The sequence below is a fragment of the Pseudoalteromonas sp. SG41-2 genome (genome assembly GCF_014164535.1).
Classification (GTDB): domain Bacteria; phylum Pseudomonadota; class Gammaproteobacteria; order Enterobacterales; family Alteromonadaceae; genus Pseudoalteromonas; species Pseudoalteromonas rhizosphaerae.
On sequence record NZ_JACJFK010000001.1, the window covers coordinates 47722 to 60432 of the forward strand.

The 12711-nt window shown below is 41.4% G+C and carries 11 protein-coding genes; 4 read left to right on the forward strand and 7 right to left on the reverse strand.

Annotation, left to right across the window (positions count from 1 at the left end):
* Nucleotides 1-133: 133 nt before the first annotated feature.
* Nucleotides 134-1876: an ABC transporter ATP-binding protein/permease gene (locus tag H5186_RS00200; protein ID WP_182740248.1), complete on the reverse strand. Its 1743-nt coding sequence runs from the start codon at nucleotides 1874-1876 to the stop codon at nucleotides 134-136.
* 222 nt (nucleotides 1877-2098) lie between these two features.
* Between H5186_RS00200 and H5186_RS00205 the strand changes: the two genes are divergently transcribed.
* From H5186_RS00205 to secF, 4 genes are all read left to right on the forward strand, one after another.
* Nucleotides 2099-3148: an NAD(P)-dependent alcohol dehydrogenase gene (locus tag H5186_RS00205; protein ID WP_182718567.1), complete on the forward strand. Its 1050-nt coding sequence runs from the start codon at nucleotides 2099-2101 to the stop codon at nucleotides 3146-3148.
* Nucleotides 3149-3275: 127 nt separating this feature from the next.
* Complete coding sequence (locus tag H5186_RS00210; protein WP_182718568.1) at nucleotides 3276-3773, forward strand: hypothetical protein; 498 nt, start codon at nucleotides 3276-3278, stop codon at nucleotides 3771-3773.
* Nucleotides 3774-3880: 107 nt separating this feature from the next.
* On the forward strand, nucleotides 3881-5734 hold the full coding sequence (secD, locus tag H5186_RS00215; RefSeq protein WP_182793912.1) for a protein translocase subunit SecD: 1854 nt from the start codon (nucleotides 3881-3883) through the stop codon (nucleotides 5732-5734).
* Nucleotides 5731-6657 (forward strand): protein translocase subunit SecF, encoded by a 927-nt coding sequence (gene secF / locus H5186_RS00220; protein ID WP_182793914.1) that lies wholly within the window; start codon nucleotides 5731-5733, stop codon nucleotides 6655-6657. Before secD ends, secF begins: the two co-directional genes overlap by 4 nt.
* A gap of 68 nt (nucleotides 6658-6725) precedes the next feature.
* On the opposite strand, the gene ttcA is transcribed toward secF, so the two are convergent.
* From ttcA to H5186_RS00250, 6 genes are all read right to left on the reverse strand, one after another.
* Complete coding sequence (gene ttcA / locus H5186_RS00225; RefSeq protein WP_145233494.1) at nucleotides 6726-7631, reverse strand: tRNA 2-thiocytidine(32) synthetase TtcA; 906 nt, start codon at nucleotides 7629-7631, stop codon at nucleotides 6726-6728.
* Between the two features lie 74 nt (nucleotides 7632-7705).
* A complete protein-coding gene (gene uspE / locus H5186_RS00230) occupies nucleotides 7706-8632 on the reverse strand; it encodes a universal stress protein UspE (protein WP_182731414.1) in 927 nt (308 codons plus the stop codon).
* Nucleotides 8633-8724: 92 nt separating this feature from the next.
* A complete protein-coding gene (locus H5186_RS00235; RefSeq protein WP_145233499.1) occupies nucleotides 8725-9459 on the reverse strand; it encodes an FNR family transcription factor in 735 nt (244 codons plus the stop codon).
* A 41-nt stretch (nucleotides 9460-9500) separates the two neighbouring features.
* A complete protein-coding gene (locus H5186_RS00240; RefSeq protein WP_182731415.1) occupies nucleotides 9501-10172 on the reverse strand; it encodes a sulfite exporter TauE/SafE family protein in 672 nt (223 codons plus the stop codon).
* The gene (gene ccoS, locus H5186_RS00245; RefSeq protein WP_145233504.1) at nucleotides 10165-10332 is read right to left on the reverse strand and encodes a cbb3-type cytochrome oxidase assembly protein CcoS; all 168 of its coding nucleotides are present in this window, start codon (nucleotides 10330-10332) and stop codon (nucleotides 10165-10167) included. Before ccoS ends, H5186_RS00240 begins: the two co-directional genes overlap by 8 nt.
* Entirely contained in the window at nucleotides 10329-12704 is a 2376-nt protein-coding gene (locus H5186_RS00250) for a heavy metal translocating P-type ATPase (RefSeq protein WP_182718573.1), read from the reverse strand. The genes ccoS and H5186_RS00250 overlap by 4 nt, the downstream gene beginning before the upstream one ends.
* Between the last annotated feature and the right edge of the window lie 7 nt (nucleotides 12705-12711).

Consider the following 12711-nt stretch of genomic DNA (forward strand, 5'->3'; position numbering starts at 1 on the left):
TTTTTCTAACTCGGATTGTTATTGATAACCTAAAAACAGACAAACTTTTGAGGTGAATTACTTCTCAGTTAGGTGAAACAACAAGCAACGCGACATACAGTGTGTATCCCGCGCCGAAGATGAGTCTCCATGTTTATGCTGTTTTTTGTTGAAGTTCCCACATGCGCGCGTATTCACCATTGAGGGTAAGTAACTCATCATGTTTACCTTGCTCGATCAGCTGGCCCTCTTTGAGCACAATAATCGTATCTGCATCTGTTATTGTTGATAAGCGATGGGCAATAACTAAACTGGTATGATTAGAGGCTAGTGCAGACATGGCTTTTAATATTGCTTGCTCGGAATGAGAGTCTAGCGCTGATGTTGCTTCGTCAAAAATGATAATAGGGGAGCGTTTTAAAATGGCTCGGGCTATGGCAATGCGTTGTTTTTCACCGCCTGAAACTTTTAAACCTCGTTCACCAACGAGGGTTTGATCACCTTTATCTAAACTATCAATAAAGCTGCGTAAATGCGCCATATTAATAGCATTATCAATGTCTTGTGCTGTAGCATCTGGACGGCCATAAGCAATGTTGTCGCGAATGCTGGTATTAAATAACACAGTATCTTGTGGCACAATGGCAATCGCTTGTCGCAAGCTGTTGAGTGTGACGCTAGTAAGTTGTTGACCATCAATATGTATTTCACCGCTGTCAATATCATAAAAGCGATACAGTAAACGGGCTAGGGTGCTTTTTCCTGCACCGCTGGCGCCCACCACCGCGACTTTGCTGCCTGCTTTAATAGAAAAACTAAGCTGCTTAATGATAGGTCTTGATGGATGGTAGCCAAAGTTAACGTTTTTAAATTCTATATCAGCGTGTTGTATATTGAGCTGTTGTGCATTTGCTTTATCTGAAATGAGTGGTTTACGGGTTAATAGTCCGAGCATATTTTCAAGGTCGGTTAAGGCGCGGCGAATTTCTCGATAAACAAAGCCTAAAAAATTGAGCGGTAAAAATAATTGGATCATATAGGCGTTGATCATTACCAACTCACCAATAGAGAGTGTGCCTTTAACCACTTCAATACTAGCAAGCCACATTAAAGCGGTGATCGCTGCTGCTATGATCAAGGCTTGACCTGAATTAAGGGCAAGCAACGATAAGCGGTTTTTAAGCCGGGCTTGCTCCCAACTAGCTAAAAAGCCATCATAAGTTTGTGCTTCATGCTTTTCATTATTAAAATATTTAACGGTTTCATAATTAAGTAAGCTGTCAATAGCACGGCTATTACTATTATTGTCGGCTTGGTTTGCTTCGCGAATAAAGCGGTTGCGCCACTGTGTTACAACAACCGTGAAGGTAATATATAAAGCCACTGCAAGCAGGGTAACTACGGCAAACCACGGCGAAAATAAAGTTGCAAAAATAATCGCAACTACGGCTATTTCAAATAAAGTTGGCACAATATTGAACATTAAAAAGCGCATTAAGAAGCTTAAGCCACTGGTGCCACGCTCTATATCACGGCTAATGCCGCCAGTTTGCCTATCAAGATGAAACGACAACTCAAGGCTGTGTAGGTGATTAAATACTTTTAGGCCAATATGGCGCATAGCATGTTCAGTTACACGACCAAACAACGCATCACGTACTTCACCAAAAAACACACTCGCAAAACGTAGTCCGCCATACAGTAACAGTAAAGCTATGGGTACGATGACTATATTTTGTAAACTTGGATCAACACTGTCGATTATTTCTTTCAGCGCCCATGGCATCAATAAAGTGGCACCCTTTGCGGCGATCAATGCCAGTGTTGCAAGTGTTACACGGCCTTTAAAAGCAACTAAGTAAGGCCACAAGGTGACAATGCTTTGCTTTAAATTCATCGCATCATGATGTTTTATTGCTTCTTGTTTACCCATTCCGCGCATATTTTCTCTAACTCTATTAAGTCTGCATTAAACTTTTTCTAGTAGCCTAGAGTATAAACTTTAACAGTTTGTATCTAGGGCTATACTACTAACAGCACATAGTACAGTTTAGGCAGCTTAAGACAATGTTTTAGAGTGGTTAATTAAACTCAGTTTTTAACAAAGAAGGGAAAGCAGATGAAAACTATCGGATACGCAGCAAATCAAGCTAATACGCCATTAGAGCCATTTCATTTTGAAAGACGCGATTTGCGCGATGAAGATGTTGCGATTGAAATCTTATATTGCGGGGTGTGCCATTCAGATCTACATACCGTAAATAATGATTGGGGTGGTACTAGTTACCCAATTATACCAGGACATGAGATTGTCGGTCGTGTCGATGAGGTTGGCAGCAAAGTGACTAAATACAAAGTTGGCGATAATGTAGCAGTTGGTTGTATGGTTGATAGCTGCCTTGAGTGTGACCAATGCCACAAAGGCGAAGAGCAATTTTGTCGCGAAGGCATGGTCGGAACTTATTCAGGAAAAGATCGTATCACTGGTGAATCAACCAAAGGTGGCTACGCCAAACACATTGTAGTGCGCGAAGAGTTTGTTTTAAACGTTCCAGAATCACTTGATCTTGCTAAGTGTGCGCCAATTTTATGCGCGGGTATTACCACTTATTCGCCGCTACGTACTTTTAATGTCGGGCCTGGAAGCCGAGTTGGCGTTATTGGCTTAGGTGGGTTAGGCCATATGGCAATTAAAATCGCAGCGGCAATGGGTGCCCATGTGACAGCTATTAGTCGATCAGATGATAAAAAACAGCAAGCGTTGGAATATGGTGCTGAAGGTTTACTGGTATCTAAAGACGAACAAGCCATGAAAGCATACGCTAATCAGTTTGATGTGATCATTAATACTATTCCAGTTAAGCATGACTTTACCCCTTATATGCCCCTATTAGATATTGATGGTACTCAAGTATTAGTCGGACAAGTGGGTGAGATGGCTGAATCAAACTCGGTGCCATTATTATTGGGGCGTCGCCGCGTGGCTGGCTCTTTGATTGGTGGTATTGCACAAACTCAAGAAATTCTTAATTTCTGTGCGCTGCATAATATTTTACCGGAAGTAGAGATGATCAATATGGCAGATATTAATCAGGCTTTTGAACGCTTAAAAGAAGGTGATTTGTCTCATCGTTATGTCATTGACATGTCCTCACTTGAAGTCGCTTAATTATCGACTGTGATTTTTGGCCGTAAGTAGTTTTACTTGCGGTTTTTTTTGTTCAATTGCAAATTAGCTATTGAAATAGGGCAATTACTCCCCATTTATAATACCAGCTTACTATTTAGATAATAAAATGATCCGTTTTCGCTTAGTCCTTACTGTATTACTGCTGTTTACTGCACTTTTTAGTGTGCAGGCTAATGCTGTGAGCAACGCTGAGACTAATGTGAGCCAGCCTACCGCTTTTTTTCAGTCGGCGATGTTATCTGATTTGAGTGTTTTAGAGGTTAAGGTATTTGATACTTCAGTATCAGATAGCACCCCTTTTACCAAGAAGATACCAATTGCGGCGGCTGATCAACAAACAGAAGGCGCGGGGTTTGAGTCTTTACAGCCACGCTTTTCAGCGAGTAATTCATCGTTATTTCTGTATCAAAGCCAAGTTGAGCCAAGTTATGTGGCAATATTTGAGTTTTTTGTACCTAGCCTTGCGCGCCAACTTTACTTACAACCCCTTGAACCGCCAATAACATTACCTTGGTTTGTAGCCTACGAAGGTAAAAAATCACGGATTAGTGGTTGGAAAGACGCCAACTTACAATACCGTGCAGTACTTACTTACTTCAGTTAACTCTTCCTACTAATTTTTTCGATGTTTTAGTCATTCAACTAAAGCAAATAAATTACTGCGCCTATGAGGCGAGAAACCGATGCTTGCATTAGTTTAAAGGAAGCAATATGTTAAAAAATTCATCAAAAAAACCGCAGCTACAGCGTTTTAAAATAAGCTATATGGCGATGTTTTTGGCGCTGGTATTATTAGCTATCAGTGCCTTACCAAATTTATATCCAGCAAAATCGTGGCTGCATCTGAGTACAACGCAGAGCCAGCCACATTCACAGCAGTTACTAGCGAATACTCCTTCGCAAAAATCTGTTATTGATTTTTTAAATCAACATGGGTTTCTGGTTGAGCAATCAATTCAAGTGGCGCAAAACAGCCTTTCATTAAATGTGTTACTACAAGAGCCAACCAAAAGTGCCGCAGCGCAACAAGCGTTAAAAAGTGAATTTACGCAGTTGAATGCAAAAATAGTCACGCATCAAACAAGTCCCGATTGGTTACAAAGCTTAGGATTAGCACCTATAAAATTAGGTCTTGATCTTAATGGTGGTGTGTTATTTGTATTAGATGTTGATTTAGTGAAAGCGCAACAAGAGCAACTTGATAGTGCGTATGAACAAACTAAAACAATTATTCGTGATGAAAAAGCCAGAGGTGTTCGTGTACAAAAAAATGCCCATGGTTTTGAATTACACGCGTTGCCTGCTGCTAAAAGTGACTTAGCCGCAGTACAGGCGAATGTTCTAAAGCGTTTTGAGCGTTTAATGGCAACTGCGCATTCACAGGGTAATCTAACAACGGTTGCATTTAGTTTTAGTGAACAAGGTAGTAATGCGTTTGATAAAGAAGTAATGAGTCAAACCTTAACCACTTTAAGAGGCCGTATTGAAGAATTAGGCATTACTGAAGCAGTTACCCAGCGCCAAGGTAAACAACGTATTCGTATTGAGTTACCCGGTGTACAAGATCCAAGTGAAGCAAAACGTATTATAGGTGCAACAGCGTCGCTTGATTTTTATCAGCTTAAAGAAATCGGCGGAAAAACCTTTAACCTGCAAAATGGTGGCTCGATCAATTTAGACCCAATTGCTATTTTTTCGGGACAACACATCAATAATGCCCATGCAGGGCGCGATGAATGGGGCAAGCCGCTAGTGCAACTTAGCCTTGATAGCCAAGGTGGCGAGGCGATGTCAGCATTTTCAAAACGTAATATCGGTAAACCAATGGTAACGGTGTATTCTGAATATTATAAAAATGTCAAAGGTGAAGTAGTTAAAAAAAGTGAAGTGATTAATGTTGCCAATATAGCTCAACATTTGAGTAGCCAATTTAGTATTACTAATATGCAAAGCCCACAAGCGGCGCAGGATTTAGCATTGCTATTACGTGCAGGTTCATTAACTGCGCCGGTGACAATCGTACAAGAACAAACCATTGGGCCAAGCTTGGGCGCAGATAACATACATAATGGGCTCGCGGCCTTAATGTTGGGAATGGGTATTACATTAGCCTTTATGGCGCTGTGGTATCGCCGTTTAGGGCTGGTGGCAAATATTGCCTTATTATTGAATTTAACAGCTTTAGTAGGATTAATGTCACTGCTGCCTGGCGTGGTGCTAACTTTACCGGGCATCGCCGGGCTGGTACTGACAATCGGTATGGCTGTTGATACTAATGTTATTATTTTTGAGCGGATCAAAGAAGAGCGCCGTAAAGGCCGAGCACCATATCAAGCGATAGAGCAGGGCTACCAACAAGCATTTGCGACAATTTTTGATGCTAATATTACCACTATGATCACGGCAATTATTTTATATGGTATTGGCTATGGGCCAATCAAAGGCTTTGCAATTACGCTGGCGTTAGGGCTAATAACTAGCGTATTTACCGGGGTGTATGTTTCTAAGGCGTTGAGTCAGACTTTGTATTTAAAATTGGCAAATAAGCGAGGAGCTCGCGCATGAGCAATTCAAATGAAAAAATGAGCACCACAACCCGCTTACGTTTATCGGGGTTGGTTTTATCTATCCTACTAGTGCTGCTCTCTGTAATAGGGGTTGCTACAAAAGGATTGAATTTCGGCCTTGATTTTACTGGTGGCTATTTAACTGAGTTTACCACTGCAGTGCCAATTAGTGAGGCTGAGCTGGCGAAAAAAATTAGTTATTATCACCATGATGACTTTACCTTAAGCGCTCAATCTAGCCAGCACTTTCAGTTAAGAGAGGCAGAGCAAGCCAGTACATCGCCTTGGTTAGCAACGCTTACGCAAGATGAGACATTGGGTGCTGAAGTGTTGTCATCTTCTTACTTAGGCTCTCAAGTTGGCGATGAATTATTTGAACAAGGCTGTTTGGCATTATTTGCGGCAATGGTTGCCGTGATGATTTATTTAGCGCTACGCTTTGAGTGGCGTTTAGCGTTGGGATCGGTTGTGGCTTTAATGCATGACGTGGTGGTGGTAGTTGGTTTATTTGCATGGTTACAGCTTGATTTTAACTTAACCGTGTTAGCGAGTTTACTGGCAATCATTGGTTATTCATTAAATGATTCAATTATTGTCGGGGACAGGGTACGCGAGCTACTGCGCTTAGATTCCACAACACAACAAGCTAGCGTGAATACGGTGATCAATGAATCAATTAAGAGCACTTTGACCCGTACTTTTATCACCTCAGGCACTACTCTTGCAACAGTGGCGAGTGTGTGGTTATTGGCTGGTGCGCCGTTACAGGGGTTTTCTATCGCACTATTTGTAGGAATTGTTGTGGGAACATTATCGTCAATTTGTATTGCTGCAACGTTACCGCAGTTACTTGGTTTAAGACATGAAAACTATCAAGTTAAGGTCGATGAGCAAAGCCAAGCGTTGATGGATATGCCGTAACTGACTTTATCAACGAAAAACAAAAATGCCGCGATATACGCGGCATTTTTATTCTTTAAGTTAATTTGTTAACTTAAATTAATTGTCACAACGTCAGCTGTTTCATCATCGTTGAGTACAGGTTGTTTTGGTATGTCTGGTTTATCAAGCGCAATATCGCCGCCATCAATTACTTCACCGGTTTTTAAGTTGGTGAAATCAAATAACTCATTATCTGCTAGATGCGAAGGCACAACATTTTGCATTGCAGTAAAAATACTCTCAATACGACCAGGGTGCTCAATATCCCACTGTGCAAGCATCGCTTTGGTATGTTTGCGTTGCAGATTTTCTTGTGAGCCACACAGATTACATGGAATGATAGGGTATGCTTGGCTGATAGCATATTGTTCAATATCTGTTTCTTTACAGTAGGCTAATGGACGAATTACCATGTGCTCGCCGTTATCGCTCATTAATTTAGCTGGCATGCTTTTCAGTTTGCCACCATAAAACATATTTAAGAATAGGGTTTCGATCATATCGTCGCGATGATGACCTAAGGCGATTTTAGTGGCCCCCATTTCATTTGCGGTACGATATAAAATGCCGCGACGTAAGCGTGAGCATAGCGAACAGGTTGTTTTACCTTCAGGAATAATATCAGTCACTATACTGTAGGTGTCTTCTTCAACAATTTTGTATTCAATATTCTGAGTGTCTAAATATGCTGGCAATACATGTTCAGGAAAGCCTGGTTGCTTTTGATCAAGGTTAACAACAAACAAATCAAATTTAATAGGTGCAACACGCTGTAAATGCTGCAGCATGTCAAGTAGAGTATAACTGTCTTTTCCACCAGAGAGGCACACCATGATACGGTCGCCTTCTTCAATCATATTGAAGTCCATCACCGCTTGACCGGTTTGACGACGTAAGCGTTTTTGTAACTTAGATAAGCTATGTTGAGCTTTGGCTTGAACAGAATGCGACATTACGCCCCCTTTAGAACTATGGGTAAAATAAAGGGGCGTATTATATGCCTAAAGTTTCAATCAACAAAATTTATTTAATCTTTTGCCAGCGGGCTCACATAGCCATCGGGTTTTAAGGCTAATACGTCACAATCAAGGCTGTCAATAACATGCTCTGCGGTGTTACCTACTAAGGCTGCACTTAATCCAGTGCGGCCAACCGTACCAATTACCACTAATTCACTATTAAGGCGCTTTGCTACATCCGGGATCACGTCCTCTGGTAAACCTTCTTCTATGACACAGTTTTGCTGGGCGATTTGATGACTAGCTGCTAACTCATGGGTTGATTCTATATGGTGTTTTTTAACCGACTCGTTATAAATACTGGGGTTAAACTCAGGGATTTCAATTGCAATGTTTACCGGTGTCGCAGGATAGGCGTTAACGATACTAAGGCTTGCGTTAGCCAGTTCACATAAAAACTGCGCATCTTGAATAATACGATGGTTTAAATCAAGGTGCTGTTGGTTTTCACTTACAGCGTTAACAGCAGCTAAAATATTACCCTGCGAAGGCCAAGCGTGCTCTTTTACCAATAATACCGGGGCTGGGCATTTACGAATTAAATGCCAATCGGTTGGAGTAAAAATTACTGACTTAAGTGTATCGTGCTGGTGAGTTCCTTTTACAACCAAATCAAACTGTTGGTCTATTACCGTATCGATGATCGCTTCATAAGTGCGATTATGCCAAACCACTTGGCTGTTAATATCGACGTCTGGGTAGTGTTGCAAAATTTCATCCAGCCATAACTGACGGTCTTTAACGACGGCATTGCGCATTGCCTCGCGCTCATCGCCAGAGAGCATGGTCGTCATCTCATAGGAAAAATCATAAATGCTCATAAAAGCGGTGATACTGGCACCGGACTTTTTGGCTAATTCGATAGATCGAGATAAACCATGCTGAGACTCAGCGGTTGGATCAATAATGGCGAGTATTTGTTTGATGGTGTTCATAAGCTGCTCCTTTAACTACTTTATAGCTAGAGTGTAACGTATAACGTGAGTAGTTAAAGTAACAGCTAACAACTAGTTGCGCTAGATCAAGTTTATTTTGGGTGGATTGCTGCAGCTGCGGATAACCCATCACTATCTAGAATAGTGATAAACTTACCTTCCACTTTTATTAAAGCAGCTTTTTGAAAACGACTCAGTAAACGGCTAATCGTTTCAACGGTTAAACCAAGGTAATTACCAATTTCACCACGGGTCATGGTAAAGCGAAACTCTTTACGAGAAAACCCGCGTTCGCCAAAGCGATTTGACAAGTTGTAGATAAAACTAGCTAAGCGCTCTTCGGCTGATTTTTTATTCAGTGACAAAAACATTTCTTGGTCGTAGTTAATTTCACTGCTCATCAGGCGCATAATCTGCTGGCGTAGTTTTGGTAATTTACCCGCTAGGTCATCGAGTGTTTCAAATGGAATTTCGCATACCATTGAGGTTTCGAGCGCTTGAGAAAAGCTTTGGTGTGCCATTTTATTTATTGCATCAAAGCCGATTAAATCACCTGCGAGATGAAAGCCAGTAATTTGTTCGTCACCTTGCTCTGAAAGGGTGTAGGACTTAAATGAACCAGAGCGAACAGCAAAAATAGCGTTCAGTGGCGCTCCTGATTCAAAAAGAAAATCCCCTTTGTGTAATGGTTTTTTACGCTCAATGATTTCATCAAGTTTATCCATTTCTTGCCCATTGAGGGTAAAAGGTAAGCACAGTTGACTTATGCTGCAGTCATTGCAGCTGATTGTGCAATTATTTTTGGCTTTGTTTTGATATAAATCCATTAGTTCAGTCCATTAAATGTTGTCACATTAATTTGTTAAGATTAATGCAGCAGCTTGTCAGTTGCAATGATAAGTAAATAAATCCCGTACCAAATAAGTACACTGCCCAGTGCTATTCGTGCCCATGGGTGATTTAATACTTTATGTAATACTTGTGCGCCCATGCCGATACTTAACATCGCGGGAAACGTACCAAGCGCGAAAAATAGCATGACTAGAGCGCCATCAAGGGCTGTGTTGCTGGTCATCGCCCAGGTTAGCGCTGAATAAACTAAACCACAGGGTAACCAACCCCATAATGCGCCATAAGCCATTGCTTTAGGTAATGAGTTGATTGGCATTATAAAACGATTTAGTTTTACCAAGTGCTGCCACACCAAGGTTTTCCCTAGCGATTCCAGCCATTGTAAGCTTGCGCCTAACCGCATGATATACAAGCCAACCAAAATCATAAACAGGCCACTTAAAAACGCTAAAATTAACGCGAACCAATGACTTTGGGTGGCAAAATGGCTGCTGATCCCAGCAACGAGCGCCCCTGCGAGCATATAACTGCCGGCACGACCGATGTTATACGCAATGGAGTACTGCAATGGTCGGGTTTTATCTGTGGCTAATTGTAAGGAGCTGGCAATACCACCACACATTGCTATGCAATGTCCGCTGCCAATAAGGCCCATGATAAAAGCGCTGACAAATAAGGGGTCAATCATTACTTTTTTTGTGCTGCTCTTTATCATCTTCAAACAAAATGCTATGACCTTGTTTGTTTAAATCTGAAAATTGTTCACCGCGAACGGCCCAAAAAAACACCCCAATCGCGATCAGTACAAATAAAATAGCAATTGGAACTAGAATATAAATTATACTCATAATTTTAATAACCTTAGTGAGTTACTGATCACTATGATGGAACTGGCAGACATCCCAATCACAGCCATCCAAGGTGCAACTAGGCCTAATGCCGCAAGCGGTAAGATTGAACCATTATAGAGCAATGAAAGCGCTAAATTTTGCTTTATTATTCGGCGTGTTTTTTTCGATACCGTCAATAAATGCTCTATAGCGGCTAAATCACTATTGAGTAATACCACATCAGCGGTGTTTTTGGAAATATCAGCGCCAGTTTCCATTGCGATAGATAAATGCGCGCTATTAAACACTGGACTGTCGTTGACACCATCTCCTACCATAGCAACAATTTCACCTTGGCTTGACCACAGCTTCACTTCGCTTTGTTTATCCTCTGGTAGACAGCCTACTTTAAAGCTATCAAGTTTGAGCTTCTTAGCAATTTGTTGCCCTGCATTTGAGGCGTCCCCAGTTAGCATGTGGCAGGTTAAGCCTTGCTGTTGTAAAGAGGTAATTAAGTTTGCAGCATTACTTTTTACTTCATCTACAAAGTAAAAATTAGCAACCGGTTGTTGATCAATGTAGAACGTTGCTTGAGCATTACTTTTTTTACTGTTGAACCAACCACTTTTACCAATTGCATAGTTATGATTGTCATCTTCACCGGTGATGCCACAGCCAGGATGAATTTTAATATTCGTTAAGTCGCGCTGTGTGGGTGTGAACTCATTAAATGCAGTCGCAATAGGGTGTTCGGAGTAACTTTCAAGTTGTGCTGCAAGAGCCAAAATCTGTTTTTTAGATAAAGAATTTGCTAATAAGTCCACAGCATCTAGGCTAAAACGCCCCTGTGTTAACGTGCCTGTTTTATCAAAAGCAACGCGCGTTAATTGTGGTAGTGTTTCTAGCACATGAGACTGCTTAATGAGTATTCCTTTGCGGGTTAAGGTAGCCACCGCGCAGGTTAAGGCGGTTGGAATTGCTAAACTTAGCGCACATGGGCAAGTTGCAACAAGGACCGCAATGGTGATCCAAAAGGCATGTTCAGGGTCAACTTGATACCAGCCGATGGCGGTAAGTGAGGCAAATACCAGCAAGCAGGCAACAAACCACTGTGCCACTTTGTCGGTGATTTCCACCAGTTTAGGACGGGTGGCAAGCGCACTGTGCTGCAATTTAATTATTTGGTTTAAAAGAGTATTTTGACCAATTTTATTGATAAGGATTTCAATTACACCATCATGATTCACGGTACCGGCAAAAACTTGATGATCAATGTACTTACTAACTGGTAAATGCTCACCTGTCATCATTGCTTCATCAACGGTGGTGCTGCCAGAGAAAATAACACCATCTGCAGGAATTGTTTCTCCGGCTTTAATTAAGACTCGGTCACCGAGTTTTAATTTTTTAGCTGCAATAATATGTTCGTGGCCGTTTTCATCCAAAGTACGGGCTGTAAGTGGTAATAACTTTTGTAAGTTAGCAGTAAACTCACTGGCTTTCAGTCGAGCCCTAAACTCTAAATATTTACCTAGCAATAATAAGAAGGTGAACATACAAATTGATTCAAAATACACTTCGCCCACGGCCATCACGGTGGCGTAACTACTTGCGCCATATGCGCCAAAAATAGCCAGGGATACAGGAAGATCCATGTTTAACTGCTTGGCTTTTAAGCCATTAATTGCATTAGTTAAAAAGGGCATAGCACTGTATAAAATAACCGGTGAAGCGAGTATTAAGCTGATCCATCGAAAATACTGTTCAAAGTTTTCTTCCATACCAGAAAACATGCCAAAGTACATGGCGAAAGCAAACATCATCACCTGCATGGTCATTAAGCCTGCTACGCCGAGCCTGCGTATATACGCTTTGGCAACTAGCTGCTTTTGACTTGCTTCAACATCGACTTGAAACGGGTAGGCCTTGTAGCCAATTTCTAATAACGATTTGATAATGTCGCTTAATGGTGTCTGATCTTTATGCCATTGGATCATCGCGCGGTTTGTTGATGTATTTACGTCAACGCGTTTGATTGCGGGTATGTTTAACAGTTGCCTTTCAATCAACCATGCACAGGCAGCGCAAGTGATCCCTTCAACGGTCAATAACACTTCACTGATATCGTTAGTTTGAGAAATAAACTCGTCTTGAATATCTGGGTTATCGTAACTACTAATAAATGCTAATTGCTCAGGAACTAGCTGTTCTACTTTACCAGCGCGCACGGTTCTGAATTTATAATAATCGGTCATGCCTTGAGCAACAATCGTCTCGGCAACGGTTTGACAGCCTATGCAACACATCGGTTGCGCGCTACCGTCTATAACAACAGTAGCGTTAAAACCCGATGGTACACTTTCAAGGCAATGAAAGCAGTTATTAGACATGATGGGG

Bases quoted from the DNA above. Each gene is read 5' to 3' on its own strand.
- H5186_RS00210 (WP_182718568.1), top strand. From the start codon at position 3,276: ATGATCCGTTTTCGCTTAGTCCTTACTGTATTACTGCTGTTTACTGCA.
- uspE (WP_182731414.1), bottom strand. From the start codon at position 8,632: ATGAACACCATCAAACAAATACTCGCCATTATTGATCCAACCGCTGAG.
- secD (WP_182793912.1), top strand. From the start codon at position 3,881: ATGTTAAAAAATTCATCAAAAAAACCGCAGCTACAGCGTTTTAAAATA.
- ttcA (WP_145233494.1), bottom strand. From the start codon at position 7,631: ATGTCGCATTCTGTTCAAGCCAAAGCTCAACATAGCTTATCTAAGTTA.
- H5186_RS00235 (WP_145233499.1), bottom strand. From the start codon at position 9,459: ATGGATTTATATCAAAACAAAGCCAAAAATAATTGCACAATCAGCTGC.
- H5186_RS00200 (WP_182740248.1), bottom strand. From the start codon at position 1,876: ATGAATTTAAAGCAAAGCATTGTCACCTTGTGGCCTTACTTAGTTGCT.
- H5186_RS00240 (WP_182731415.1), bottom strand. From the start codon at position 10,172: ATGATTGACCCCTTATTTGTCAGCGCTTTTATCATGGGCCTTATTGGC.
- secF (WP_182793914.1), top strand. From the start codon at position 5,731: ATGAGCAATTCAAATGAAAAAATGAGCACCACAACCCGCTTACGTTTA.
- H5186_RS00205 (WP_182718567.1), top strand. From the start codon at position 2,099: ATGAAAACTATCGGATACGCAGCAAATCAAGCTAATACGCCATTAGAG.
- ccoS (WP_145233504.1), bottom strand. From the start codon at position 10,332: ATGAGTATAATTTATATTCTAGTTCCAATTGCTATTTTATTTGTACTG.
- H5186_RS00250 (WP_182718573.1), bottom strand. From the start codon at position 12,704: ATGTCTAATAACTGCTTTCATTGCCTTGAAAGTGTACCATCGGGTTTT.